This window comes from Microbacterium sp. 77mftsu3.1, assembly GCF_900100525.1.
GTDB lineage: Bacteria > Actinomycetota > Actinomycetes > Actinomycetales > Microbacteriaceae > Microbacterium > Microbacterium aquilitoris.
In genome coordinates this window covers 47,803-72,858 of record NZ_FNCR01000003.1, presented here as the reverse complement: position 1 = coordinate 72,858, position 25,056 = coordinate 47,803, and the positions used below count along the sequence as shown (strand labels likewise).

Below are 25,056 nucleotides of genomic sequence, written 5' to 3'. Positions count from 1 at the left end.
TTGCATGAATCGGGCGCGAACCGTCCGGGAATCGAGAGAGACATCGTGAGCGACACCAGCAGCGCCGCCAGCTGGCCCGGGGTGCAGTTCGGCATCTTCACCGTCACCGACATCACGCAGGACCCGACCACGGGTCACACGCCCAGCGAGCGTGAGCGCATCTCGGCGACCGTCGAGATCGCCAAGCACGCTGAAGAGGTCGGCCTCGACGTGTTCGCGATCGGCGAGCACCACAATCCGCCGTTCTGGTCGTCCTCGCCGACCACGACGCTCGCGTACATCGCCGCGCAGACCGAGCGCCTGATCCTCTCGACCTCCACGACGCTCATCACCACGAACGACCCGGTGAAGATCGCCGAGGACTACGCGATGCTGCAGCACCTCTCGGGCGGCCGCATGGACCTCATGCTGGGCCGCGGCAACACCGGCCCGGTCTACCCCTGGTTCGGCAAGGACATCCGTCAGGGCGTCCCCCTCGCGATCGAGAACTACGCTCTGCTGCACAAGCTGTGGCGCGAGGACGTCGTCGATTTCGAAGGCAAGTTCCGCACCCCCCTCCAGGGCTTCACCTCCACACCCCGTCCCCTCGACGGAGTGGCGCCGTTCGTCTGGCACGGCTCGATCCGCACGCCCGAGATCGCAGAGCAGGCGGCCTACTACGGCGACGGATTCTTCGCGAACAACATCTTCTGGCCCGCCGAGCACTATCAGCGCCTCATCGGTCTGTACCGCCAGCGCTGGGAGCACTACGGTCACGGCGCCCCCGAGACGGCGATCGTCGGCATCGGCGGACAGGCGTTCATGGCGAAGAACTCGCAGGACGCCAAGGCGCAGTTCCGCCCGTACTTCGACAACGCCCCCGTCTACGGCCACGGTCCGTCGATGGAGGACTTCTCCGAGATGACGCCGCTGACCGTCGGCTCGCCGCAGCAGGTCATCGACCGCTATGCGGGGATGCGCGACCTGTTCGGCGACTTCCAGCGGCAGCTGTTCCTCGTCGACCACGCCGGACTCCCGCTCAAGATGGTCCTCGAGCAGCTCGACTTCCTCGGCGGCGAGGTCGTCCCCGTCCTCCGGAAGGAGCTCGCGAAGGATCGCCCGGCGATCGTGCCCGACGCGCCGACGCACGCCGCGCGCGTCGCGGCCACGTACGGCGACGGTCCCGCACGCGATGCACGTCCCCGCGCCAACCGCGGCGACAACCTGTCGGGTCCGAGCCCCTACCAGGACACCCCGACGCCCGTCGGTGCCGCGTTCGGTCTGGGTGGTGCGCGATGACCGCCCGTCGCATCGCCGTCGTGTCGGCGGGGCTCTCGAACCCCTCGTCGACGCGCATGCTGGCCGACAAGCTCTCGGCCGCCGTGCTGGCGGACCTGCGCGAGCGGGGGGTGGAGGCATCCGTCGACACCTTCGAGCTGCGCGAGTACGCGCACGACATCACGAACAACCTGCTGACCGGCTTCGCGCCGCCCGCGCTCGAGACCATGATCAACACGGTGGTCTCGGCGGACGCGCTGATCGTCGTGACGCCGATCTTCTCGACGAGCTACTCGGGGCTGTTCAAGTCGTTCATCGACGTGCTCGATCCCGACGCCCTGCAGGGCAAGCCCGTGCTGATCGGCGCGAACGCCGGCACGGCCCGTCACTCGCTCGCCATCGACTATGCGATCCGGCCGCTGTTCGCCTATCTGCACGCCGAGGCCGTCTCCACCGGTGTCTTCGCCGCGTCGTCGGACTGGGGCGCGCGCGCGGACGACGTGTCGCCGCTGTCGGCGCGCATCGAGCGCGGCGCCCGGGAACTGGCGGATGCCGTGACCCGGCGCCCAGCGGAGGACGCTCTCGACCCCTTCGACCCCGAGTCCTACCTCGGCAAGGGCGGATCGTTCGGACACCTGCTGGGCGGTCTGTCCGGCGAGTGACTTCAGCGACGCGCGCGGCGGCCCGACAGGCGGGCCGCCGCGGCGTCGATGACCAGCCCGAGGGCGATCGCGACGGCGATCGAGACGATGACGGCGATCACCGGGTCTCCGGGCAGGAGCGCGCCGATCGCGGCGCCCACGACGGCCTGGTAGAGCGCCCATGCGGTGGCCGCCACCGCGACCGCCGCGAAGTAACGGCCTACCGGCACCCGGGTGGCGCCGGCCGTGAGGTTGACGGCCAGGCGCGCGAACGGGATGAACCGGGCCGTGAACACCACGGTCGCCGTGCTGCGCGCGAGACGCGACCCCGCCCAGGCGAACGCCGATCGGATGCGGGGGTGCCGCATCCACCGCCACCGTTCCACTCCCGCGACACGGCCCACGGCGTAGCACAGCGCATCCCCGCAGAAGGCGGCGAGGGCGGCGACAGCCACGACGGCGGCGAGCGGGGGAGTGCCGGTCGCCGCGGCGAGCGCTCCGGTCGCCGTGACGGCCACCTCACCGGGTATCACGACGAGAACCGCGTCTGCCAGGACGAGGGCGAACAGCGCCGGGAGGGCCCACGGGCTCGAGGCCAGACTCGTCAGGAGATCGCCGATCACAGGCTTCTGCGTACCAGCGTCCGGTGAACGCCGCGCGAACGGGGGGACGGATGGCGACGCGGCGGTGACCGTACCGGGAGGGGCGGATGAACACTCCGCGATCGGGCCCTTCGAAGCCCCGGCGGAGTCCTCCGCACCGGCACCCTGGTCGTGTGAGAGTCGCGGTCATCACCGAGTCCTTCCTCCCGCACATGAACGGGGTCACCGGATCCGTCCTGCAGATCCGGGAGCACCTCCAGCGTCGCGGGCACGACGTGTTCGTCGTCGCTCCCGGGGTCCGGCGCCACGAGCTCGGGATGCCGGGCCGCGCCGTCGCCTCCTTCCCGCTGCCCCGCTACCCGGCGGTCCGCGTCGCCGTGCCGCCCGCGGCGTCGATCGCCCGCGACCTGGCGCGGTTCGGCGCCGACGTGGTCCACCTCGCCTCGCCGTTCCTCCTCGGGTGGCAGGGCGTGCTCGCCGCAGAGTCCCGGCGGCTGCCGAGCGTCGCCGTGTACCAGACCGACGTGATCGCCTACGCCGCGAGATACGGTCTGCCCCAGGCGACCGCGCTCGCCGAGGCGCAGGTGCGACGGCTCCACCGGCGGGCGACGCTGACCCTCGCGCCCTCTGCGGCGGCGCACTCCCAGCTCCACGCGCTCGGGATCGACCGCGTCGCGCTGTGGGGCCGCGGGGTCGACGGGCAGCGCTTCACCCCGGAGCGCCGTGACGACGCATGGCGTGCGCGCATCGCCCCCGGCGAGGTGATCGTGGGGTACGTCGGCCGACTCGCTCCCGAGAAGCAGGTCGAGGATCTCGTCGCCTTGCGGGGGACTCCCGGCATCCGCCTCGTCATCGTCGGCGACGGCCCCGCTCGACCGGCGCTGGAACAGCTCCTGCCGGATGCGGTGTTCCTCGGGCATCTCGACGGGGAAGCGCTGGCGACAGCCCTCGCGTCGTTCGACGTGTTCGTCCACCCCGGTGAGAGCGAGACGTTCGGGCAGACCATCCAGGAGGCCCAGGCCAGCGGAGTCCCCGTGGTCGCGACCGGGATCGGCGGGCCGGTCGACCTGGTCCGCAGCAGCGTGGACGGCTGGCTCTACCGCCCGGGTGACGCCGACGACCTCCGTGCCCGCGTCGTGGACCTCGTCGGCGACGATGCGAAGCGGCGCGCGTTCGCGCAGGCGGCGCGGTCGGCGGTCTCGGGACGCACCTGGGACGCACTGGCCGATCGCCTGCTCGAGCACTACGACCGGGCCGCCGTCCTCAACCGACGGGATGCCGGGCGTCGAGTCGTGGCGTGGCCCCGCCCGGACGCGGCGGTTCCCGTCCCGCGACGCAGGTGGTCCCGGTACGTCGCGCTGGGCGACTCCATCACCGAGGGCCTCTGCGACACGTCGCGGATGCCGGTGGGTGCGTTCCGGGGATGGGCGGACCGGCTGGCGCACCTGCTGGCCCTCAGCGGCGGCGATGCCCGCCCGTTCCGCTACGCCAACCTCGCCGTCCGGAGCCGCTGTGTGGCGCACCTCGTCGACGAGCAGCTGCCGCGGTGCCTCGGGATGCGCCCCGACCTGGTGTCCGTCCTGATCGGCGCGAACGACCTCGTGCGGATCACCTGCGACCCGGTCGCGCTCGCCGCCCGGGTGGAGGATGCCGTGACCCGGCTGCGCGACGCCGGGTCCGACGTCCTGCTGGCCACCGTCTTCCTGCCCGACCGGGTCGCCGCACGCGTGTTCACGCGCCGCTTCGCGATGTACAACGCCCGCCTCCGTCAGGTCGCCGCGCGCACCGGCGCGATCCTCCTCGACCTCGCCGACGAGACCGAGCTCGCGCGCGTCGACCTGTGGGCCGACGACAAGGTGCACCTGCGCTCCCGTGGGCACCGCTACGTCGCGTACCGCGCGGCGGAAGCGCTCGGCGTGCCGCACGCGGACGCGCTCGCCGACCTCGACGAGGCCTTCCACGTCGACGAGGACCCGACGTCGCCGGGCTCGTGGCTGCGTCGCGACGCACTCCCGTGGATGTGGCGGCGGTTGCGGGGGCGCACGGCCGGGGACGGTCTCACCGCGAAGGTGCCGGACTACGTGCTGGTCGGTCGAGCGTCGGGGCGGGCCGGTCTGCCGAGGTCGTGACCGCTCATCGGGCCCAGCGGTACTCGGTCTCGGGACGCCCCGGCGTCCCGTAGCGCTGCGCCCGCTCGGCGCGTCCGGCGTCGGCCAGGTGCTCGAGGTAACGCCGCGCGGCGACCCGCGACATCCCGAGCCGATCAGCTGCCTCCCGTGCGGAGACGGGTCCGGTCCGCAGCATGGCGCTCACGCGGTCGAACGTGTCAGCCGAGAGCCCCTTGGGCAGGGTGGGGGCGGGCGAGGTGCGCAGAGCCCCCAGCATCGCGTCGATCTCGGCCTGCGTCGCCGCGCCGGCGGACTGCATCACCTGCTCGCGGAAGCGGAGGTACTGCCGCATCCGCTCCTGGAAGTCGCCGAAGGTGAAGGGCTTCACGAGGTACTGCGCGGCGCCGAGAGCGATCACCTGCCGTACGACGTCCGCCTCCCGCACCGAGGTGATGGCGATCACGTCGACGGTCCCCGTATGCGCGCGCAGGTGGCGGAGGACGTCGAGGCCAGACCCGTCCGGCATCGTCATGTCCAGGAGCACGAGGTCGATCTCCGGCGCCCTCGGGCTGTCGAGCAGGGCAGCGACCGCCGCGCGCGCCCCGGTGGCTTCGGCGACGACCTCGAAGCCGTCCAGCCGCTCGACGTACCGGCGGTGGAGCTCGAGGGTGAGGGCGTCGTCGTCGACGATCAGGACACCGATCATGCGTCCCGCCGAGGAAGGATCACGCGGAAGGTGGTGGGGTCGGACCGCAGGGAGATCGTCCCCTCGGCCTCGTCGACGATGGCACGGACCAGGGCGAGCCCGACGCCGCGCCCCGCGGCGCCCGCGGGTTTCGTCGAGAACCCGTGCTCGAAGATGCGGTCGACGATCTCGGCCGGGATCCCGGCTCCGCTGTCGGCGACCTCCAGGGCCAGTTCGTCCTCGGTCGTCCGCGTCATCTTCACGTCGACCCACCGAGGAGCGGGACCGGATGCCGCGGCATCCAGTGCGTTGTCGATCAGGTTGCCGACGACCGAGACGGCGTCGACGGGGGAAAGGACCGAGCGTGGGGCATCGGCGTCGATGCGGGCCCGCCATTCGACGCCGCGCTCGCCCGCCTGCGACGCCTTGCCGAGCAGGAGCGCGCCGACGGTGGGATCGCCCTCGCGGCGGGCGGCGACCTGGTCGACGAGGAGCTGACTCTGCCGTGCGTCCTCCGAGAGGATGCCGATCGCCTCGCGCGTGCGCCCGAGCTCGAGCAGCGCGATCGCGGTGTGCAGCCGGTTGCCGTGCTCGTGCGTCTGCGACCGGAGCGCCTCGCCGAGGGTCCTCATCGATTCGTACGACGAGACAGCATCGCGGACGGCCCCCGCCGGCAGGTCGCCGGCGACCCGCCGCGTCGCGCGTCGGGCGAGGAGAGCCCCCGCGAGTCCCGCCGCTGCCAGGACGACGGCGATCGCGACGGCGACGAGGACGCGGGGCCCGAGGGCCTCGGTGATCGAGCCGATCGTGACGCCGACCGATACCCGTCCGACGACCCCGCCCTCGGACAGGACGGGCACGATCGTTCGGACCGAGGGTCCGAGCGTGCCGGTGAACTCCTCGGTGAGCGATGCGGTGCCGGTCGGGATCGTCCCGATGTAGGCCTCACCGATGCGCGCCGGGTCCGGGTGGGTGATGCGGATGCCGGCCGGGTCCATGATCGTGACGAAATCGACGTCGGCATCCGCCGTGACCGCCTGGATCTCGGGCTGCAGGAGGCGCGTCGCGGCGGCGCGGTCGCCGCGCGCGAGGGCATCGGCGACCCCGGTGCTGTCGGCGATCGTCTCGGCGACGGCACGAGTGACGCGCTCCGCCTCGGCCCGGGCGGCACGCTGCCCCTCCCAGAGGAGGATGCCCGCGATCGCCAGAGACAGGACGACGACGGCCGCCGCGACGGCCAGGAACACGCGGGATGCCGCGCTCGCGGCGCCGGAACGGGCCACATCGCCTCCTCTCGCCGCTCTGCGACCAATACGACCACAACTGCCGGGGCGCGTGCACACCCGGCACGCTGATCCTCGTCGACACCGCCGTCGACTCCGACAACGACTGTCACCCAGGAGAGATCATGGCCCTCACATCCTCGTTCCGGCTTCCCGGATACAACCCGCGCAGGGGCAAGCAGGCGTGGGACAAGCACACGTGGCTCTACATCTCGGTCATCATCGCCGTGATCCTCGGCTGCGTCGTCGGCCTCATCTGGCCCGCTTTCGGGGAGTCCCTCGAGCCGGTCGGCAAGGCGTTCGTGAACCTGATCAAGATGATGATCGCGCCGATCATCTTCTGCACGATCGTCGTGGGCGTCGGATCGATCGCGAAGGCGGCGACGGTCGGTCGCATCGGCGGCCTCGCCCTGCTGTACTTCATGGCGATGTCGACGTTCGCACTCGCCATCGGTCTCATCGTGGGCAACATCATCCACCCGGGTGAGGGCCTGAACATGCAGAACGCCCAGTACGACGCGGGCGACGCGACCGAGGCGAAGACCACGACCGAGTTCATCCTCGGGATCATCCCGACGACGTTCTTCTCCGCCTTCACCGGCGAGAGCGTGCTGCAGGTGCTCTTCATCGCGCTGCTGGTCGGCTTCGCCCTGCAGAAGATGGGCGCGAAGGCCGAGCCCATCATGACCGCGGTCAAGCACCTCCAGGCCCTCGTGTTCCGCATCCTCGGCATGATCCTCTGGCTCGCCCCGATCGGCGCCTTCGGGGCCATCGCCGCCGTCGTCGGCAAGACCGGGTTCGCGGCGATCGTGAGCCTCGGCATCCTGATGATCGCGTTCTACATCACGTGCATCGTGTTCATCGTGGGCGTGCTCGGCACGATCCTGTACGCCGTCGCCCGGGTCAACATCTTCCAGGTCATGAAGTACCTCGGGCGCGAGTACCTCCTCATCGTCGGCACGTCCTCGAGCGAGTCGGCCCTGCCGCGCCTCATCGCCAAGATGGAGCACCTCGGCGTCTCCAAGCCCGTCGTCGGCATCACGGTGCCCACCGGCTACTCGTTCAACCTCGACGGCACCGCGATCTACCTGACGATGGCCTCGCTGTTCATCGCGACCGGTCTCGGCGCCCCCATGTCCATCCCCGAGCAGATCGGCCTCCTCGTCTTCATGATCATCGCCTCGAAGGGTGCGGCGGGCGTCACCGGAGCGGGTCTCGCGACCCTCGCCGGCGGCCTGCAGGCCTACCGTCCCGACCTGGTCGACGGCGTCGGCGTCATCGTCGGGATCGACCGGTTCATGTCCGAGGGTCGTGCGCTGACCAACTTCACCGGGAACGCCGTCGCCACGCTCCTCATCGGCACGTGGACGAAGCAGATCGACCGCGAGCAGGTGGCGGCGGTCCTCGCCGGTCGTCGCCCGTTCGACGAGGCGACGCTGACGGCCCACGGGGTCTCCGACGACACCGGTGCCGTCGACACCTCGGGTCTGAACGACGCGGCGCTCGCCGAGGCGGAGGCCAAGGAGGACCGGGCGCGCGCACGTCGCGCCGAGCTCGGCAGCTGATACGCGACCGTACGACGAAGGCCCGGACGCCACTCGGCATCCGGGCCTTCGTCCGTTCGGGGTCAGCCGCTCTTGCGTCGGAACTCGCGCTTGGTGACGGCGCCGTGCGTCCCGTGCACCGAGGAGTCTCCGTCGAGGTGGGCTTCACCCTGACGGCTCCGCGAGTTCTTCTTCTCGAGCGCCTCGCGGAACTTCCGCTTCATGTCATCGGATGCCGCGTCCGCGGTCTTCTCGTCGTCGCTCATCCCGCCACGATACGCACAGAAGGGGGTCCGCTGTTAGGCTGGGTCGGGTTGCCCGCGGTTCTCATCGCGGCATCCGCTCAACTTCACAGTGAGCTCATGGAGCAGGCCCGGCAGGAAGCTGGTCCCCTGTGGTGGATTCCCATCCCGTTTCCGGCGGATGGTGGTCTTCGACTGGTGGCCAGCGCAGGCGGACTTCGCGGATGTCTCCGCGCGCCCATATCTGCCTGTTCCTGTTCCTTCGCATGATCTCGTGCGCGAAACGCGCGTGCGAGTCTAAACAAAGAAGGAGAGACCTCTTGGAAGGTCCAGAAATCACCGCCGCCGAAGCCGTTCTCGACAACGGCCGTTTCGGCACCCGCACGGTCCGGTTCGAGACCGGACGACTGGCACAGCAGGCGCAGGGCGCCGTTGCCGCTTACCTCGACGAAGAAACCATGCTCCTGTCGGCCACCAGCGCCGGCAAGCACCCCCGTGAGGGCTTCGACTTCTTCCCGCTGACCGTCGACGTCGAAGAGCGTTCGTACGCAGCAGGCAAGATCCCCGGTTCGTTCTTCCGTCGCGAGGGCCGTCCCTCCACCGAGGCGATCCTCGTCTGCCGCCTCATCGACCGGCCGCTGCGCCCGTCGTTCGTCGACGGCCTCCGCAACGAGGTCCAGATCGTCGTCACGGTCCTCTCGATCGCACCCGGCGAGTACTACGACGCCCTCGCGATCAACGCAGCGTCCGCGTCGACGCAGATCTCCGGTCTGCCGTTCTCGGGCCCGATCGCCGGCGTGCGCCTCGCGCTCATCCCCGGCCACGGCGAGCACGCCGACCAGTGGGTCGCGTTCCCGAACCAGGCCCAGGTCGAGGAAGCCGTCTTCGACCTCATGGTCGCCGGTCGCGTCCTCCCCGACGGCGACGTCGCGATCATGATGGTCGAGGCCGAAGCCACCGAGAACAGCTGGAACCTCATCAAGGGCGGCGCCGTCAAGCCGAGCGAAGAGATCGTCGCCGGTGGCCTCGAGGCCGCCAAGCCGTTCCTCAAGCAGCTCGTCGAGGCGCAGGCTCAGATGGCCGCGTCCTCGTCGCGCGAGCCCGGCGTCTACCCGGTCTTCGCGCCGTACAGCTCCGAGGTCTACGACTTCGTCGCCGGCCGCGCGTACGACGACCTGGTGAACGTGTACCAGATCGCTGACAAGCAGGAGCGTCAGGCTGCCGACGACAAGGTCAAGGACCGCGTCAAGGCCGAGCTGATCGCCGCCGTCGAGGCGGAGGAGCTCCCCGCCGGTGCGCCGCTCGAGTTCTCGGCCGCATACAAGTCGGTCACCAAGATCGTCGTCCGCGGTCGCATCCTCGCCGAGGGCGTCCGCATGGACGGTCGTGGCCTCGCTGACATCCGTCCGCTCGACGCCGAGGTGCAGGTCATCCCGCGCGTCCACGGCTCGGCGGTCTTCCAGCGCGGCGAGACCCAGATCATGGGTGTCACCACGCTGAACATGCTCAAGATGGAGCAGCAGATCGACTCGCTGTCGCCCACGACGAGCAAGCGCTACATGCACCACTACAACTTCCCGCCCTACTCGACCGGTGAGACCGGCCGTGTCGGCAGCCCTAAGCGTCGCGAGATCGGGCACGGCTTCCTCGCCGAGCGCGCCCTCGTGCCGGTGCTGCCCAGCCGCGAGGAGTTCCCGTACGCGATCCGTCAGGTCTCCGAGGCGCTGAGCTCGAACGGCTCGACCTCGATGGGCTCGGTCTGCGCCTCGACCCTCTCGCTGCTGAACGCGGGTGTGCCGCTGCGCGCCCCCGTCGCCGGTATCGCGATGGGTCTCGTCTCCGACGAGGTCGACGGACAGACGCGCTACGCCGCGCTGACCGACATCCTCGGTGCCGAAGACGCGCTCGGCGACATGGACTTCAAGGTCGCCGGAACGAGCGAGTTCATCACGGCGATCCAGCTCGACACGAAGCTCGACGGCATCCCGTCGTCGGTGCTCGCCGCCGCGCTGACCCAGGCCAAGGAGGCTCGCCTCACGATCCTGAACGTCCTGAACTCGGCGATCGACGCGCCCGACGAGATGGCGCCCACCGCGCCCCGCGTCATCAGCGTCCAGATCCCCGTCGACAAGATCGGTGAGCTGATCGGCCCCAAGGGCAAGACGATCAACGCGATCCAGGACGAGACCGGCGCTCAGATCTCGATCGAGGACGACGGCACCGTGTATATCGGCGCTGTCGACGGACCCTCGGCCGAGGCCGCCCGCGCACAGGTCAACGCGATCGCCAACCCGACCAACCCCGAGGTGGGCGAGCAGTTCCTGGGCACGGTCGTCAAGATCGCGACCTTCGGTGCGTTCGTCTCGCTCCTTCCCGGCAAGGACGGCCTGCTGCACGTCAGCGAGGTCCGCAAGCTCGCCGGTGGCAAGCGCGTCGAGAACGTCGAAGACGTCCTCGGTGTCGGCCAGAAGATCCTCGTGCGCATCACGAAAATCGATGACCGCGGAAAGCTCTCGCTCGAGCCCGTCGTCGAGGAGTCGGCTCCGGCCGGCGACGCGCCGGCAGAGGCACCCGCCGAGGCCTGAGCCACGCTCTGACGAACGCCCGTCCTCTTCGGAGGGCGGGCGTTCGCCGTTCCCTGGGCATTCGTCGGCCGCACGTGCGCGAACCGTTATGGAAACGTCACCCGCCGTCGTGCCTGCAGACGCGCCGTGTCGGAGGGCTGTTCTACCCTCGGAGTGAGCGCATCCGAGGGTGCGTGGGCACGTGAAACCCCCGAGCGCTCCGCGAGGAGACGGGTATGGCAGCGTACGAGACGGCGGATCAGACGTCGCCGACGGTGACGCCCGGTACCCACCCCTCCGGTCCGCTCCCGGTCCACGGGGCACCCGTGGGGCGCGCGATCCGCGTGCCGTTGGGGGAGACGGCCTTCTCCGTGTTCCCGCTCATCCTCGGCGGAGCCGAGTTCGGCTGGCACGTCGACATCGCCGCCGCCCACGCGATCCTCGATCGCTACGTCGAGCGCGGCGGCAACGCGGTCCACACCTCCGACAGCTACGCCGCCGGTCGCAGCGAGCACGTCATCGGGCGATGGATGGCCGGGCGGCGCAACCGCGACGACGTCGTCCTCTCGGTCCGCGTCGGACGCGGCGCCGACAACCCCGGGCTCGGACCCGTCAACCTCGTGCGCGCCGTCGAGTCGTCCCTCATCCGGCTCGGGACGGATCGGATCGACGTCCTGTCGCTCGACGGCACCGCCGATCGCAAGACGCTGCTCGAGGACACCTTGGCGACGGCCGAGTGGCTCGTCGAGTCCGGCAAGGTGCGGGCCATCGGAGCGGCCGGGTACCGCGCGACCCAGCTCGTGGAGGCTCGGATCCTCTCGGCTGCGGGCTACCCCCGGTTCACCGTGCTCGACGTTCCCTACAACGTGCTACGGCGCGACGAGTTCGACGGTGACCTCCGCCTCGTCGCCGGAGCCCAGGGCATCGCGGTGACGCCCTCGCAGGCACTCGAGCACGGGTACCTCTCGGGCGTGCACCGCGAGCGCGACCGCGTCGGAGGGTCGGTGCGCGGGCGCCAACTCGCCGCCAGCATGAACCGGCGCGGCGCGCGCACGCTCCGCGCGCTGGATCGGATCGCGGGGGAGCTTACCGTCCCCCCGGCCGCCGTCGCGATCGCCTGGCTTCTCGCGCAGCGCATCGTCGCCGCCCCGATCGTGAACGCCTACGCCGTCTCGCACGTCGACGAACTCGTCCAAGGCGTCGGAGTGCACCTCAGTCGCGCACACCTCGCCGAGATCGCACGGGCGACGGATTGAGGCTGGTTTAGGGTGGAAGTGAGCCCGGGGAGCCCGCGGTGCACCCCGACGAAGCGAGCAATCACGTGACGCACTATCTGTACCTGGTGCGGCACGGCGAACACCTCGACGCCGAACACGGCCTCGCTGACGGACCGCTGTCCCCGCGAGGACGTCGTCAAGCGGAGCTCCTCGCCGACCGCCTCTCGGGGGTCCCCCTCACGGCCGTCTGGCACTCGCCGTTGCTGCGCGCCGCCGAGACCGCGCGAGCCGTCGCCGAGCGGCTACCGGCCGTCGACCCCGAGCCCACGGCCCTCCTCTTCGACTGCGTGCCGAGCGGCATGACGCCCGACACCCCGCACGTCTACGAGCCGTTCTTCGGCGGCGTCACCGAGGCCGAGGCCGACGCGGGATCCGCGCAGATGGCGGATGCCGGGGCGGAGTTCCTCGCGCACCGTCCCCACGCGCACGAGTTGCTCATCACCCACAACTTCGTGATCGCCTGGTTCGTCCGCGAGGTCCTGCAGGCGCCCGAGTGGCGCTGGCTGACGATCAACCAGGCCCACTGCGGCTTGACCGTTCTCGCGCAGCGGCCGGGGCGCCCCTGGTCGCTCGTGTCCCACAACGACCTGGCACACCTCCCCGTGGAGCTGCGGACGGGCCTTCCCGACATCCTCTCGGTGTGAGGTGCTGACCGGTCCTCTGCTCGCCGACTGGCTCCCCGTCTCCGCGAGCGCGCTGCTGTTCCTCGTGGTCGCTGCCGGAGTCGCCGGCTGGGTCGACGCCGTCGTGGGCGGCGGCGGCCTCATCCAGTTGCCGGCGCTGGTCATCGGCGTACCGAAGGACGTCGCGACCCCCTTCATCCTCGGAACGAACAAGCTGAGCTCGTTCTTCGGGACGCTGTCGGCCAGCTGGGTCTATCTGCGGCGGGTGAAGGTCCACCTCGTCCTCCTGATCCCGCTCGTCGTCGGCGCCTTCGCGGGGTCTGCCGTCGGCGCTGCGCTGTCGAGGTACGTCCCGCGCGAGGTCCTGACCCCGCTCGTCCTCGTCGCCGTCGTGGCGGTCGGCGTCTACACGCTCCTGCGTCCCCGGATGGGCCTGCATCACGAGCCTCGGCATGCCGAGCGTCGTGCAATCGTCTGGCGCTCGGGAGTCATCGGACTCGGCGTGGGGTTCTACGACGGCATCCTGGGACCCGGAACCGGCTCGTTCTTCGTGATCCTCCTCGTCGGGGTGCTCGGCTTCGGCTTCCTGCAGGCGAGTGTCAACGCGAAGATCGCGAACCTCACGACGAACCTCGCCGCGCTGATCGTCTACGGAGTCCACGGCGAGATCATCCTGGTGCTCGGTCTCGTCATGGCGTGCGCGAACATCACGGGCGGGTTCATCGGTGCGAGGATGGCGACCCGCGGCGGCAACGGATTCGTGAGGATCGTCTTCCTCGTCGTCCTGGGTCTGCTGGTCGTGAAGCTCGCGTGGGACACGGTCGCCGCCGTCCTCCCCGCCTAGGCTGGACGCATGACGACGCGCGTGGCCCTGGTGGGCGGGACCGGCAAGCTCGGCAGCATCATCGCCGGGGTCATCGCCGCGACGGAGGGTTTCGAGACGGTCGCCGTGCTCGGCTCCGCCAGTGACCTGGCCGAGTTGGACGCCGCCGACCTCGTCGTCGACGCGTCGACCCCCGCCGTGTCGATCGACGTCGTCCGCGCCGCGATCGAGCGGGGCAAGAACGTCCTCGTCGGGACCTCCGGCTGGTCGGCCGAGCGCATCGCCCTCGTCCGTCCCCTGGTGGATGCCGCGGGCACCGGCGCGGTCTTCATCCCCAACTTCTCGCTCGGTTCCGTCATCGGGTCGGCTCTCGCCGCGGCATCCGCCCCGTTCTTCCCCTCGATCGAGATCGTCGAGACCCACCGCGAGACGAAGGTGGACTCCCCGAGCGGCACCGCCGTCCGCACCGCGGAGCTGATCGCCGCCGCCCGCTCCGAGGCCGGCCCCGTCGAGGCACCGCACGTCGACCAGCGCGCCCGCGGCCAGCAGATCGCGAGCATCCCCGTGCACTCCCTGCGCCGTCCGGGGGTCGTCGCTCGGCAGGAGACGATTCTGTCGGGACCGGGGGAGTCCCTCATGATCGTCCACGACACGATCGACCCCGCCGCGGCCTATGCCCCCGGCATCCGTGTCGCCCTCGCGGCGGCGCGGGACGCGTCCGGCGTCGTCGTGGGGCTCGACTCGATGATCGACATCGGCATCCGGATGCCGCAGCCCGCCCGCACCGCGCCCGTCGCCGACGGCGACGCCTCTGACCAGGCCGCAGCGGCGACCGCCCGATGAGGACCCGGATCGGCGTCGCGATCGTCGCCGTCACCCTCGCCCTCTACATCTACCTGGTCGGTCAGCGCGCGGTGCTGCTCGTGGCCAGCGGTGATCCGGTCGGCATCGCCATGGGTGTCGCTCTCGTGCTGCTGCCCGTCGTCGCCATCTGGGCCCTGTGGCGAGAGCTGAGTTTCGGTGCCGGAGCGGAGCGCCTGGGGCGGCGACTCGAAGCCGAGGGCGCCCTGCCCGCGGAGGAGCTCACGCTCCGCCCCAGCGGCAGGCCCGTCCAGGCCGAGGTCGACGCCCTCTTCCCCGCCTACCGCGACGCCGTCGAGGCCGACCCGGCTGACTGGCGTGCCTGGTACCGGCTCGGGCTCCTCTACGACGGAGCCGGCGACCGTCGGCGCGCCCGCGGCGCGATCCGTACCGCGATCTCGCACGAGCGCGCCGAGCGCCGCCGCTGACGAAGCGCCGTGCGGCCTCAGACGGCCGCGGCCACGGCGTCCTCGACGGTCGGGTGGTGGAACTCGAACCCTGATTCGAGGAGGACCGCAGGCACGACGTGCGAGTCCGTCGCGAGCAGCGCGTCGACGGCGTCCTTGCCCAGGACGAGCCGGATCGCCCACAGGGGTGCGCGCAGCAGGTAGGGCCGGTTCAGGCGACGGGCGAGCGCGAACCCGAGGTCGTTCGCCGTGGCACGCTCGGGCCCGGTCAGGTTCACGGGTCCCGTGATGCCGTGGTCCATGACGTGACGGATGCCGCGGATCTCGTCATCGAGCGAGATCCACGGCCACACCTGGGTCCCGCGGCCGAGCGGCCCCGACAAACCGAGCTTGGTGAGCATCATGAGCGGCTTCAGCACACCCTCGCGGTGCACGACCGGAGCGGTGCGCAGGAGCGCGGTGCGCGCACCCGACGCGACGGCGGCAGCTTCCCACTCGCCGCAGAGTTCGGACAGGAACGCGTCGCCCCGCGGACCGGACTCGTCGAACGTGCGCCCATGGCCGTCGGGCGGGTAGTACCCCGACGCCGATGAGCTGACGAACAGCGGCGCGTCGTCTCCGAGCTCCCGCAGTGCGCGGGCGAGCGTCTGCGTCGGGCGCAGACGCGACCAGACCAGCTGCTTCTTGTACGAGGCCGTCCACGGGAAGCGTCCGATGGTCGCCCCGTTGAAGTTGACGACGGCCTCCGCACAGGCGAGCACGGCGGGATCGAGCGGCTTCTCGCCGGGCGCCCAGGTCACCTCATCCGGTCCCTGCGCGGGGTGCCGGACGAGCCGCGTGACGGTGTAGCCGTCGGCGACGAGGGAGTCGATGAGGGCGCGTCCGATCAGGCCGGACGCGCCCGAGACGACGACGCGGCGCTCAGGCAAGCGTCGCCTCGAGCGTGATCTCGATGCCCGACAGAGCGGCCGAGACGGGGCATCCCGTCTTCGCCTCGTTCGCGATGCGGTCGAAGTCCTCCGCCGACAGGCCGGGGACGGTGGCGCTGACGTTCAGGTGCGAGCCGGTGATGCCGGTCCCGGGGATGAAGGTCACGGATGCCGTCGTCTCGACGCTCTCGGGAGGGGTGCCGTTCTCGGCCAGGGCATTCGAGAGGGCCATGCTGAAGCACGACGAGTGGGCCGCGGCGATCAGTTCCTCGGGGGTCGTCACCGAGGTCGATCCCTCGCTGCGCGCCTTCCAGTTCACGGGAAGCGGTCCCTGGTTGGAGCTCTCCAGGGCGACTTCGCCCGACCCTTCGAACAGGGTGCCCTTCCAGCTGGTGGTGGCTTCGCTCGTGACGCTCATGGTGTCTCCTCTGTCGTGGTCGTGACCGATCGCTGCCGAGCATATGCCTCGCGGTTCAGAGCGGGATATGACTTGACGCGGAGCGAGCCGACCGTCAGGCGGTGCGGCCGACGAGACCGACGCGCTGCAGGAGGAGCCACAACTGGCATCCGAGGCACAGGCCGAACGCCGCGTTCAGGAACGCAGCCATGAAGGCGAGCGCCGCCGCGATGGGGAGGGCGAGCGGGACGCCGAGCACGTGCAGGGCGAGGCCCACGGTCGTCACGAACAGACCGACGCCCTGCGCGAAGCGGGGCGGGCGGGGATCCTCGAGGTCGGTCGGGGGAGCGAGGCGCGGCTGGATCGCCCGCCGGTAGAGCACGCCCCACGGTGCGGTGCGCGGCGAGACGACGCCCCAGAGGAACAGGAGCGCGATGACGAGGACGGCGAGGAAGCCGGGGTCTGCGACGCGGGCTCCGACCGGAGCCATCTCGATCGCCCAGGCCCTCCCCGCGACGAAGGCGAAGTCCCCGACGGGCTGGTAGGCGAACCAACCGAACGACGCGGAGCCCTGGGTAGAGATGCCCACGAGAGCCAGCAGCGTCGCGACCAGGAGCAACACTGCGGTGACGGATGCCGCGAAGCGCGGGCCTCGGGGGTCGATCCCTCGCACCTCAGCCACGATCGGCTCCCGCCGTCACGCGGTCGAGCTCCATCTCGACGACATGGCGGCCCGGGACACCGCCGAAGCGGGAGCGCACCATGCCGTCCTTGTCGAGGATCAGTGTCGTGGGCGTCTGCAGGACGCGGAAGTGCTGGGCGATGTCGACGCGGAGCGTGAGGTCGACGTTCAGGTGCAGGACGCCGTCGCGGTCGTCGGCGATCTCGCGGAGCGTGCGGTGGACGCCGGGGCACCGGCTGCACATCTCGGTGCTGAACTGCAGCAGCGTCGCCGTCTCGCCGAGTCGTTCGGCCCCGAGACGGGTCGGTTCGACGATCTCGCGCGGGTCGAAGGGACGGGGCCGGTTCTGCCGCCACCGCAGGGTCAGACCGATGCCGATGGTGACCACGAGGAGCGCGGTCAGCACGAGGATGGCGGGGAGGAGTTCCATGACCGCTCCACAGTAGTCCTGCGCGCTGTGGTGCGGTTCGCCCCGCGTCGTTCGTGACGGCCCCGGCGGGTAGTGTGTGAGCCGTGAGTGAGCGCCCCGAGAGCCCCGAGATCGAGTTCCGCAGCGATGTCACGGTCGAGCTGGTGCGCTCGTCGGCAGCGGACAGTGACGTGCTGTTCGCGGCGCGCGTGTCGACGCAGGGCGAGCAGACCCTCGCTTCGGCCGCCGACGGCTCCGAGGCGACCGCCCGCGACCGCGGCCTCATCAACTACCTGATGCGCGATCGGCACGGCTCGCCGTTCGAGCACAACTCGATGACCTTCTACGTGCAGGCGCCGATCTTCGTCTTCCGCGAGTTCATGCGGCACCGGATGGCGTCCTACAACGAGGAGTCGGGCCGCTACCGCGAGCTCCGTCCCGTGTTCTACGTCCCCGCGCCCGAGCGGAACCTCGTCCAGGTCGGCAAGCCCGGCGCGTACCAGTTCCTCCCCGGTTCCGAGGAGCAGGTCGAGCTCGTTGCCCGCGAGACGCGCGAGGCATCCATCGCCGCCTTCGACAGCTACCAGCGGATGCTGGATGCCGGCGTCGCGCGTGAAGTCGCCCGCATCGTCCTGCCGCTCAACATCATGTCGTCGATGTACGTCACGGTGAACGCCCGGTCGCTCATGAACTTCCTGTCGCTGCGCACGATGCGCGAGGGTACGCACTTCCCGTCGTTCCCGCAGCGCGAGATCGAGATGTGCGCCGAGAAGATGGAGAACGTGTGGCGCGAACTCATGCCGCTCACGTACGCCGCCTTCAACGCGAACGGTCGCGTCGCCCCCTGACCTCCGGCGCGTCCTAGGCTGACGCGCATGACCCGCACTGCACTCGTCACGGGAGCGAGCTCCGGTATCGGAGCGGAGTACGCCCGCCAGCTGGCGGCGCGCGGCGCCGACGTCGTCCTCGTCGCCCGGGACCGCGGCGCCCTGCAGGTCCTGGCCGACGAGATCGAAGGCCGCGGTGGACGTGCCGAGATCCTCGTCGCGGACCTGCTGGACCCCGCTCAGCGACGGCTCGTCGAGGAGCGACTCGAGCAGGGCGTCGACCTTCTCGTCAACAGCGCTGGGTACGGGCTCTCGCTCGGGTTCGCCTCGGGCGACATCGAAGACGAGGCCCGGCACCTCGAACTGCACGTCGAGGTCACGATGAGGCTGACGCGGGCCGCCCTGCCGGGCATGCTCGCGCGAGGACGCGGCCGCATCCTGAACATCGCCTCGGTCGCCGCCCTCGTCCCGCGTGGCACCTACGGCGCGGCGAAGGCCTGGGTCGTCAGCTTCAGCCGGTGGGCGAACGCGGTCTACGCCCCGAGGGGAGTGACCGTCACGGCGGTCTGTCCCGGCTACGTCCACACCAACTTCCACGAGCGACTCGGCCTGCCGCCGGGGGAGGAGGGGGTCGCCGGCTGGATGTGGCTGACCGCCCCGCAGGTGGTGCGCGCGTCGCTGAAGGAGGCCGCGCGCGGCCGGGCCGTCAGCATCCCGTCACTCCGGTACAAGATGCTCGTCGCCGTGTCGCGGCTGCTGCCCGATCGCCTCGTGGTCGCCGCCGCCTCCCGCGGCCGCTGACGCGGAAGACCGCTCCGCCGCGCGACTCGCCTCTGCGATACCGGTCGCCCCGCGACCGCCCCGCCACCCACCCCCAACGAACCCACGACGCGGCCGACGGACCCCGACCGGTACCCTGGGAACCATGACGCACTCCGCCAATCCGTTCGGTCAGGTGCTCGTCGCGCTCGTCACTCCGATGACGGCCGACGGCGAGGTCGATTGGCCGGCCGTAGAGAAGCACATCGACGACGTCATCACCGGCGGTGCCGACGGCATCGTCGTGACCGGCACGACCGGTGAGACCAGCACGCTGACGGATGCCGAGAAGCTCAAGCTCGTCGAGGTCGGCAAATCCGTCTCCTCCGGCCGCGCGAAGATCATCACGGGCGGCGGTTCCAACGAGACCGCGCACGCGATCGAGCTCTACAAGGCGAGCGAGAAGGCCGGCGCGGACGGCATCATGATCGTCACGCCGTACTACAACAAGCCGACCCAGGCCGGCATCCTGACCCACTTCCGACTCGTCGCGGACGCCACCGACCTGCCGGTGATCCTCTACGACATCCCCGGTCGCACCGGCGTGCCCATCAAGTACGAGACGATCCTCCGCCTCGCCAAGCACCCGAACATCCTCGCGGTGAAGGACGCCAAGGGCGACTTCAGCGAGGTCAGCCGGGTCCTCAACCAGACGGACCTGCTCTACTTCTCCGGCGACGACGCGAACGTCCTCCCGCACCTGTCGATCGGGGCCGCCGGTCTCATCGGTGTCACGGCGAACATCACGTCGGCTCCGTACCGGGCCATCGTGGATGCCGTCAACCGGGGAGACCTCACGACGGCGACCGCCGCCCACCAGAAGCTCGAACCGCTCGTCCGTGCCGTCATGACGCACGTCCCGGGGACGGTCAGCGCCAAGTACATCCTTCACGGCCTCGGCCGCATCTCGAGTCCGCGCGTGCGCTTGCCGCTCGTAGGACCCGAAGAGTGGGAGGCCGCCCTCATCGAGGACGAGCTCGACCTCGTGAAGGACATCGAGGGCGCCGACTTCTCCAACTTCCGACCTGATCGCAATGCCGCTGCCGGCGGCGCCCTTCCGAAGGTGCATGGAACCACTCGATGACAAATACCGTCTCCGCCCCCGCCAAGCTCGCTCCCGGAACGCTCCGGGTGACCCCCGTCGGCGGACTCGGTGAGATCGGTCGCAACATGACCGTCTTCGAGTTCGACGGCAAGCTGCTGATCGTCGACTGCGGCGTGCTCTTCCCCGAGGAGCACCAGCCCGGCGTCGACCTGATCCTCCCGGACTTCGAGGCGATCCGCGGACGCCTCGACGACATCGTCGGCGTCGTCCTCACGCACGGCCACGAGGACCACATCGGTGCGGTCCCGTACCTGCTCAAGCGCAAGGGCGACATCCCCCTCATCGGTTCGCAGCTGACCCTCGCGCTCGTCGAGGCGAAGCTCAAGGAACACCGGATCAAGCCCTACACGCTGACGGTGAAGGAGGGGCAGCGCGAGCAGGTCGGACCGTTCGACCTCGAGTTCGTCGCGGTGAACCACTCCATCCCCGATGCGCTCGCCGTCGGCATCCGCACCCCTGCCGGACTCGTGCTGGCAACCGGTGACTTCAAGATGGATCAGCTGCCGCTCGACGGCCGCCTCACGGACCTCCGCGCCTTCGCGCGTCTCGGCGAAGAGGGCGTCGACATGTTCCTCGTCGACTCGACGAACGCGGACGTGCCCGGGTTCACCCCGCTCGAGCGGGCGATCGGCCCGGTGCTCGACCAGGTCATCGGCAAGGCGCCGCGTCGCGTCATCGTCGCGAGCTTCTCGAGCCACATCCACCGCGTCCAGCAGGTCATCGACGCGGCCGCCGCGCACGGTCGCCGCGTCGCGTTCCTCGGCCGCTCGATGGTCCGGAACATGACGATCGCCGAGCAGCTGGGGTACCTGCACGTGCCCGACGGTGTGCTGATCGACTACAAGAAGGCCAAGGACCTGCCCGACGACCGCATCGTCTACATGTCCACCGGGTCGCAGGGAGAGCCCATGGCGGTCCTGTCCCGCATGGCCAACCTCGACCACGCGATCGAGCCGGGGGAGGGCGACACCGTCATCCTCGCGTCGAGCCTCATCCCGGGCAACGAGAACGCGGTGTACCGCGTGATCGACGGCCTGACGAAGCTCGGCGCCAACGTCGTCCATAAGGCGAATGCGAAGGTCCACGTCTCGGGCCACGCCGCCGCGGGCGAGCTGCTCTACTGCTACAACATCCTGAAGCCGAAGAACGTGCTCCCCGTCCACGGCGAGTACCGGCACCTGATGGCGAACGCGAAGCTCGCCCAGGACAGCGGCGTCCCCGCGGCCAACACGATCATCGCCGAGAACGGTACGGTCATCGACCTCAAGGACGGCGTCGCGACGGTCGTCGGTCAGCTCGACCTGGGCTTCGTCTACGTCGACGGATCATCGGTCGGCGAGATCACGGATGCCGACCTCAAGGACCGCCGCATCCTCGGTGAGGAGGGCTTCATCTCCGTCATCGTGGTGGTGGATGCCGCGACCGGCCGCATCGTCACGGGGCCTGAGATCCACGCGCGCGGAGTCGCGGAGGACGACGCCGTGTTCGATTCGGTGAAGCCGAAGATCGCCCAGGCGCTGACCGAAGCCGCCCAGTCGGGCGTCCGCGACCCGCACGCCCTGCAGCAGGTCGTCCGTCGTACGATCGGCCGCTGGGTGAACCAGTCGCTGCGTCGCCGTCCGATGATCGTCCCGATGGTGATCGAGGCCTGACCCGGGCGCTAGCATTCGGGCATGCCCGAGTCGTGGTCGCTTCGTCCTGCCACGCAGGCGGACGGCGTGTTCCTCGGCGACATGGTCGTCGAGGCCGCCAACTGGCGAGCCGGCGCCCCGCGACCGCGGCATGAGATCCTGGCCGATCCCGATCACGGTCGGTACCTCGCCGGATGGATGCGCCCGGGGGACGTCGGTTTCGTCGCCGTCGCCGGGTCGGAACTGATCGGCGCGGCCTGGTACCGCACCCTCCCTCGGACCGATCCCGGATTCGGCTACGTGGGGACCGGGGTGCCCGAGCTCATCATCGGGGTGAAGGCGCTCTGGCGCTCGCACGGCGTCGGTCGCACTCTGCTGCGCCGGCTGTGCGAGGCCGCTCGAGCCGAGGGCCGCGCGCGCATCTGCCTCTCCGTCGAGCGAGGTAATTTCGCGCAGGTCCTCTATCGCTCGGAGGGGTTCGCGGTGACCCGCAGCGGATTCGGGCGCGACACCATGATCAAGCGCCTCTCTTGAGTCCCGACGGTCGCGGGGTCGCGTCAATCCTGGGACATGTCGGTCCCGCGGCTTACCGTGGAGAGTATGCCCAGGAGTAGCAGTCCGACCAGCAAACCCCGCGCGTCCGCGTCGGGCTCCTCGGCGCGCGCGAAGAAGGCCGATCCGGCCCCCCGCCGCAAGGCCGAACCCGCACCGCGCCACTACGTCGATGACGCCGATCGGCCGCCGATCGTCGTCCGCGCGTGGCTGGGCCTCGCGCACATCGCGGGCGGCATGTTCCGGGCGTTCGGATCCGAGTCCCTCGAGAAGGATCAGCGCCGCGACGGGTTCCCGTTCCTCCTGGTGCTCATGGCCGTCGCCGGTGCCGTCGTGGAGTGGTTCCTCATCGGTACCGAGGTCGGGACGAACATCAGCGCCTACTCGGTCGGCGCGCTCATCGGCCGCGAGGCCTTCATCTTCCCCGTCATCCTGCTGATCCTGGCCGGGTGGCTGTTCCGGCATCCGCCGTCCGTCCACGACAACGGGCGCATCGGCATCGGTGCCGGGCTGTTCATCCTGGCGGTGGCCGGTTTCTGCCACGTCGTGGCCGACCGGCCGAAGCCCAGCGAGGGTCTGATGGCGTTGAGCGCCGCGGGTGGACTGTTCGGCTGGGCGATCGGTGAGCCCCTGACGGTGCTGACCGAGGTGGGCGCCGGAATCGTCATGGGCCTGCTCGCCCTGCTGAGCGTGCTCATCCTGACCAAGACGCCGCCCAACCGCATCGGGCGTCGCCTGGGCGACCTCTACGCCTGGATGTTCGACGCCGAGCGGCCCGATCCCGACGCCGCCCCGGCGAAGGGACAGACCGGCCCGACGGTCGCGTTCGACGCTCCCGAGGACGAGAGCGATTCCCTGCCGTGGTGGCGCCGCAACAAGTCCGGCCGTGAGGAGGACGCCGACGGCGGCCTCGGAGCGGACGACCTCACGGCCCTCCTCGAGGCGAGCGGTGACGGCAGCTTCGACAACCCCGTCACGACGCCGACCCCCGAGGTCATGCCCGACGCGGTCACCGAGATCATCGCGCCCGCCGCTCCCCGCACGCCCGGCCGCAAGCGCGACGCCGTGCCCGAGGCGCCGCCGGTTCCGCCGCTGCCCGATTTCGTGGCCGCGAACCTCGACTCCGTCGATCCGGATGCCGCCGACTACCGCCTGCCCTCCGCTGACGCGCTCGCGGCGGGGACGCCCCACAAGGCGCGCTCCGAGGCCAACGACGCCATGGTCCGCGCGATCATGGGTGTCTTCGAGCAGTTCTCCATCGACGCCAAGGTGACCGGGTTCTCCCGCGGCCCGACCGTGACGCAGTACGAGATCTCGCTCGGCTCGGGGGTCAAGGTCGAGCGCATCACGGCGCTCACGAACAACATCGCCTACGCCGTCGCCTCGAACGAGGTCCGCATCCTCGCGCCGATCCCCGGCAAGAGCGCCATCGGCGTCGAGATCCCGAACACCGACCGCGAGATCGTCACCCTCGGCGACGTCCTCCGCTCGCCGAACGCGCAGCAGGCGACGCATCCCATGACGATCGGCATCGGCAAGGACGTCGGCGGCGGGTACGTCGTCGCCAACCTCGCGAAGATGCCCCACCTGCTCGTCGCCGGCTCCACCGGCTCGGGTAAGTCGAGCTTCGTGAACTCCATGATCACGAGCCTTCTGATGCGGGCGAAGCCGTCGGACGTCCGCATGGTCCTCATCGACCCGAAGCGCGTCGAGCTCACGTCGTACGCCGGGGTGCCACACCTCATCACGCCGATCATCACGAACCCCAAGAAGGCGGCCGAGGCGCTGCAGTGGGTCGTGAAGGAGATGGACATGCGGTACGACGACCTCGCGTCGTTCGGCTTCCGCCACATCGACGACTTCAACAGGGCGGTCGTCGCCAACGAGATCCAGCTCCCCGCGGGCAGTGAGCGCGTCCTGAAGCCCTACCCGTACCTCCTCGTGGTCGTCGACGAGCTCGCCGACCTCATGATGGTCGCGCCCCGCGACGTCGAGGACTCGATCGTCCGCATCACGCAGCTCGCCCGTGCCTCCGGCATCCACCTCGTCCTGGCGACGCAGCGTCCCTCGGTCGACGTCGTCACCGGTCTCATCAAGGCGAACGTGCCCTCGCGTCTGGCCTTCGCGGTGACGAGTGTCACCGACTCGCGCGTCATCCTCGATCAGCCCGGAGCCGATCGCCTGATCGGTCAGGGCGACGGGCTCTTCCTGCCGATGGGTGCCTCGAAGGCGGTCCGCGTGCAGGGTGCCTGGGTGGCCGAGAAGGAGATCGAGAAGGTCGTCAACCACGTCAAGAACCAGGCGCGTCCCGAGTACCGCAAGGATGTCGAAGCGGTCATCGAGAAGAAGGAGATCGACGCCGACATCGGTGACGACCTCGAGCTCCTCCTGGCGGCTGCCGAGCAGATCATCACGACTCAGTTCGGCTCGACCTCGATGCTGCAGCGCAAGCTCCGGGTCGGCTTCGCCAAGGCCGGACGCCTCATGGACCTCCTCGAGGCGCGCGAGATCGTCGGCCCTTCCGAGGGCTCGAAGGCCCGTGACGTCCTTGTGACGCCCGACGAGCTCCCCGCCGTCCTCGCGCGCCTGCGCGGAGAGGAGCCGCCGGAGGATGCCGCGCCCGCCGCCGCCCCTGCGGCTGCGGCCGTCGCGACCGACCCTTACGGGCCGGACGCGGTGACGGAGCAGTTCGAGGGTTACGAGGTCGTCGAGTCCGAGGGCGATGAGGATGCCTGGGGTCTCACCGGCCGCGACTGACGTCGGCTGCGGGGCTCGGTAGGCTCAAGAC

24 protein-coding genes are annotated in these 25,056 nt (G+C 70.3%); 16 read left to right on the top strand and 8 right to left on the bottom strand.

Annotation, left to right across the window (positions count from 1 at the left end; translation table 11 throughout):
- The first annotated feature begins 81 nt into the window (after nt 1-81).
- Both BLR68_RS08880 and BLR68_RS08875 read left to right on the top strand, forming a co-directional pair.
- Nucleotides 82-1,278, top strand: a complete 1,197-nt coding sequence (locus BLR68_RS08880; RefSeq protein WP_028497501.1) for an LLM class flavin-dependent oxidoreductase — start codon at nt 82-84, stop codon at nt 1,276-1,278.
- The gene (locus BLR68_RS08875; RefSeq protein WP_018187180.1) at nt 1,275-1,919 is read left to right on the top strand and encodes an FMN reductase; all 645 of its coding nucleotides are present in this window, start codon (nt 1,275-1,277) and stop codon (nt 1,917-1,919) included. The genes BLR68_RS08880 and BLR68_RS08875 overlap by 4 nt, the downstream gene beginning before the upstream one ends.
- A gap of 2 nt (nt 1,920-1,921) precedes the next feature.
- Here the strand turns inward: BLR68_RS08875 and BLR68_RS08870 are convergent, their stop codons facing one another.
- Nucleotides 1,922-2,521, bottom strand: a complete 600-nt coding sequence (locus tag BLR68_RS08870; RefSeq protein ID WP_018187181.1) for a DedA family protein — start codon at nt 2,519-2,521, stop codon at nt 1,922-1,924.
- 152 nt (nt 2,522-2,673) lie between these two features.
- Here BLR68_RS08870 and BLR68_RS08865 point away from each other — a divergent pair, with 152 nt between their 5' ends.
- Nucleotides 2,674-4,629: a GDSL-type esterase/lipase family protein gene (locus BLR68_RS08865; RefSeq protein WP_018187182.1), complete on the top strand. Its 1,956-nt coding sequence runs from the start codon at nt 2,674-2,676 to the stop codon at nt 4,627-4,629.
- 4 nt (nt 4,630-4,633) lie between these two features.
- Here the strand turns inward: BLR68_RS08865 and BLR68_RS08860 are convergent, their stop codons facing one another.
- Together BLR68_RS08860 and BLR68_RS08855 are read right to left on the bottom strand one after the other, a co-directional pair.
- Nucleotides 4,634-5,314 (bottom strand): response regulator, encoded by a 681-nt coding sequence (locus BLR68_RS08860; RefSeq protein ID WP_018187183.1) that lies wholly within the window; start codon nt 5,312-5,314, stop codon nt 4,634-4,636.
- Nucleotides 5,311-6,576, bottom strand: coding sequence for a sensor histidine kinase (locus BLR68_RS08855; protein ID WP_018187184.1), 1,266 nt, complete (start codon nt 6,574-6,576; stop codon nt 5,311-5,313). Before BLR68_RS08855 ends, BLR68_RS08860 begins: the two co-directional genes overlap by 4 nt.
- A 125-nt stretch (nt 6,577-6,701) precedes the next feature.
- On the opposite strand from BLR68_RS08855, the gene BLR68_RS08850 reads away from it, so the two are divergent.
- Nucleotides 6,702-8,141, top strand: coding sequence for a C4-dicarboxylate transporter DctA (locus tag BLR68_RS08850; RefSeq protein ID WP_018187185.1), 1,440 nt, complete (start codon nt 6,702-6,704; stop codon nt 8,139-8,141).
- 62 nt (nt 8,142-8,203) lie between these two features.
- On the opposite strand, the gene BLR68_RS08845 is transcribed toward BLR68_RS08850, so the two are convergent.
- Complete coding sequence (locus tag BLR68_RS08845; protein ID WP_018187186.1) at nt 8,204-8,386, bottom strand: DUF5302 domain-containing protein; 183 nt, start codon at nt 8,384-8,386, stop codon at nt 8,204-8,206.
- Nucleotides 8,387-8,682: 296 nt separating this feature from the next.
- Here BLR68_RS08845 and BLR68_RS08840 point away from each other — a divergent pair, with 296 nt between their 5' ends.
- From BLR68_RS08840 to BLR68_RS08815, 6 genes are all read left to right on the top strand, one after another.
- A complete protein-coding gene (locus BLR68_RS08840; RefSeq protein ID WP_018187187.1) occupies nt 8,683-10,947 on the top strand; it encodes a polyribonucleotide nucleotidyltransferase in 2,265 nt (754 codons plus the stop codon).
- A 215-nt stretch (nt 10,948-11,162) separates the two neighbouring features.
- Nucleotides 11,163-12,182 carry an aldo/keto reductase gene (locus BLR68_RS08835; RefSeq protein WP_018187188.1) on the top strand — a complete coding sequence of 340 codons (1,020 nt, stop codon included), beginning with the start codon at nt 11,163-11,165 and terminating at the stop codon, nt 12,180-12,182.
- 65 nt (nt 12,183-12,247) lie between these two features.
- On the top strand, nt 12,248-12,847 hold the full coding sequence (locus BLR68_RS08830) for a histidine phosphatase family protein (RefSeq protein ID WP_026302894.1): 600 nt from the start codon (nt 12,248-12,250) through the stop codon (nt 12,845-12,847).
- A 1-nt stretch (nt 12,848) separates the two neighbouring features.
- Nucleotides 12,849-13,670: a sulfite exporter TauE/SafE family protein gene (locus tag BLR68_RS08825; RefSeq protein WP_018187190.1), complete on the top strand. Its 822-nt coding sequence runs from the start codon at nt 12,849-12,851 to the stop codon at nt 13,668-13,670.
- A gap of 9 nt (nt 13,671-13,679) precedes the next feature.
- On the top strand, nt 13,680-14,492 hold the full coding sequence (gene dapB / locus BLR68_RS08820) for a 4-hydroxy-tetrahydrodipicolinate reductase (RefSeq protein ID WP_018187191.1): 813 nt from the start codon (nt 13,680-13,682) through the stop codon (nt 14,490-14,492).
- On the top strand, nt 14,489-14,938 hold the full coding sequence (locus tag BLR68_RS08815) for a tetratricopeptide repeat protein (RefSeq protein WP_018187192.1): 450 nt from the start codon (nt 14,489-14,491) through the stop codon (nt 14,936-14,938). Before dapB ends, BLR68_RS08815 begins: the two co-directional genes overlap by 4 nt.
- Before the next feature lie 17 nt (nt 14,939-14,955).
- Here BLR68_RS08815 and BLR68_RS08810 read toward each other — a convergent pair whose 3' ends face one another.
- From BLR68_RS08810 to BLR68_RS08795, 4 genes are all read right to left on the bottom strand, one after another.
- Nucleotides 14,956-15,846, bottom strand: a complete 891-nt coding sequence (locus BLR68_RS08810) for a TIGR01777 family oxidoreductase (protein ID WP_018187193.1) — start codon at nt 15,844-15,846, stop codon at nt 14,956-14,958.
- Nucleotides 15,839-16,264, bottom strand: coding sequence for an OsmC family peroxiredoxin (locus tag BLR68_RS08805; RefSeq protein ID WP_018187194.1), 426 nt, complete (start codon nt 16,262-16,264; stop codon nt 15,839-15,841). The genes BLR68_RS08810 and BLR68_RS08805 overlap by 8 nt, the downstream gene beginning before the upstream one ends.
- A 94-nt stretch (nt 16,265-16,358) precedes the next feature.
- A complete protein-coding gene (locus tag BLR68_RS08800) occupies nt 16,359-16,925 on the bottom strand; it encodes a DUF4395 domain-containing protein (protein WP_018187195.1) in 567 nt (188 codons plus the stop codon).
- Entirely contained in the window at nt 16,918-17,355 is a 438-nt protein-coding gene (locus tag BLR68_RS08795; RefSeq protein WP_018187196.1) for a TlpA family protein disulfide reductase, read from the bottom strand. Before BLR68_RS08795 ends, BLR68_RS08800 begins: the two co-directional genes overlap by 8 nt.
- An 83-nt stretch (nt 17,356-17,438) precedes the next feature.
- Between BLR68_RS08795 and thyX the strand changes: the two genes are divergently transcribed.
- From thyX to BLR68_RS08765, 6 genes are all read left to right on the top strand, one after another.
- Nucleotides 17,439-18,182 carry an FAD-dependent thymidylate synthase gene (thyX, locus tag BLR68_RS08790; protein WP_018187197.1) on the top strand — a complete coding sequence of 248 codons (744 nt, stop codon included), beginning with the start codon at nt 17,439-17,441 and terminating at the stop codon, nt 18,180-18,182.
- Between the two features lie 27 nt (nt 18,183-18,209).
- Nucleotides 18,210-18,962 (top strand): SDR family NAD(P)-dependent oxidoreductase, encoded by a 753-nt coding sequence (locus BLR68_RS08785; RefSeq protein ID WP_018187198.1) that lies wholly within the window; start codon nt 18,210-18,212, stop codon nt 18,960-18,962.
- A gap of 124 nt (nt 18,963-19,086) precedes the next feature.
- On the top strand, nt 19,087-20,064 hold the full coding sequence (gene dapA / locus BLR68_RS08780) for a 4-hydroxy-tetrahydrodipicolinate synthase (protein WP_018187199.1): 978 nt from the start codon (nt 19,087-19,089) through the stop codon (nt 20,062-20,064).
- Nucleotides 20,061-21,737 (top strand): ribonuclease J, encoded by a 1,677-nt coding sequence (locus BLR68_RS08775; protein WP_026302895.1) that lies wholly within the window; start codon nt 20,061-20,063, stop codon nt 21,735-21,737. Before dapA ends, BLR68_RS08775 begins: the two co-directional genes overlap by 4 nt.
- A 21-nt stretch (nt 21,738-21,758) precedes the next feature.
- Complete coding sequence (locus BLR68_RS08770) at nt 21,759-22,250, top strand: GNAT family N-acetyltransferase (RefSeq protein ID WP_018187201.1); 492 nt, start codon at nt 21,759-21,761, stop codon at nt 22,248-22,250.
- Between the two features lie 66 nt (nt 22,251-22,316).
- Nucleotides 22,317-25,025, top strand: coding sequence for a DNA translocase FtsK (locus BLR68_RS08765; RefSeq protein WP_018187202.1), 2,709 nt, complete (start codon nt 22,317-22,319; stop codon nt 25,023-25,025).
- The last annotated feature ends 31 nt before the right edge of the window (nt 25,026-25,056 follow it).

Coding starts and splice junctions, on each gene's coding strand:
- BLR68_RS08815 (WP_018187192.1), top strand. CDS start 14,489: ATGAGGACCCGGATCGGCGTCGCGATCGTCGCCGTCACCCTCGCCCTC.
- BLR68_RS08765 (WP_018187202.1), top strand. CDS start 22,317: ATGCCCAGGAGTAGCAGTCCGACCAGCAAACCCCGCGCGTCCGCGTCG.
- BLR68_RS08850 (WP_018187185.1), top strand. CDS start 6,702: ATGGCCCTCACATCCTCGTTCCGGCTTCCCGGATACAACCCGCGCAGG.
- BLR68_RS08775 (WP_026302895.1), top strand. CDS start 20,061: ATGACAAATACCGTCTCCGCCCCCGCCAAGCTCGCTCCCGGAACGCTC.
- BLR68_RS08845 (WP_018187186.1), bottom strand. CDS start 8,386: ATGAGCGACGACGAGAAGACCGCGGACGCGGCATCCGATGACATGAAG.
- BLR68_RS08860 (WP_018187183.1), bottom strand. CDS start 5,314: ATGATCGGTGTCCTGATCGTCGACGACGACGCCCTCACCCTCGAGCTC.
- BLR68_RS08875 (WP_018187180.1), top strand. CDS start 1,275: ATGACCGCCCGTCGCATCGCCGTCGTGTCGGCGGGGCTCTCGAACCCC.
- BLR68_RS08795 (WP_018187196.1), bottom strand. CDS start 17,355: ATGGAACTCCTCCCCGCCATCCTCGTGCTGACCGCGCTCCTCGTGGTC.
- BLR68_RS08835 (WP_018187188.1), top strand. CDS start 11,163: ATGGCAGCGTACGAGACGGCGGATCAGACGTCGCCGACGGTGACGCCC.
- BLR68_RS08785 (WP_018187198.1), top strand. CDS start 18,210: ATGACCCGCACTGCACTCGTCACGGGAGCGAGCTCCGGTATCGGAGCG.
- BLR68_RS08770 (WP_018187201.1), top strand. CDS start 21,759: ATGCCCGAGTCGTGGTCGCTTCGTCCTGCCACGCAGGCGGACGGCGTG.
- dapA (WP_018187199.1), top strand. CDS start 19,087: ATGACGCACTCCGCCAATCCGTTCGGTCAGGTGCTCGTCGCGCTCGTC.
- BLR68_RS08805 (WP_018187194.1), bottom strand. CDS start 16,264: ATGAGCGTCACGAGCGAAGCCACCACCAGCTGGAAGGGCACCCTGTTC.
- dapB (WP_018187191.1), top strand. CDS start 13,680: ATGACGACGCGCGTGGCCCTGGTGGGCGGGACCGGCAAGCTCGGCAGC.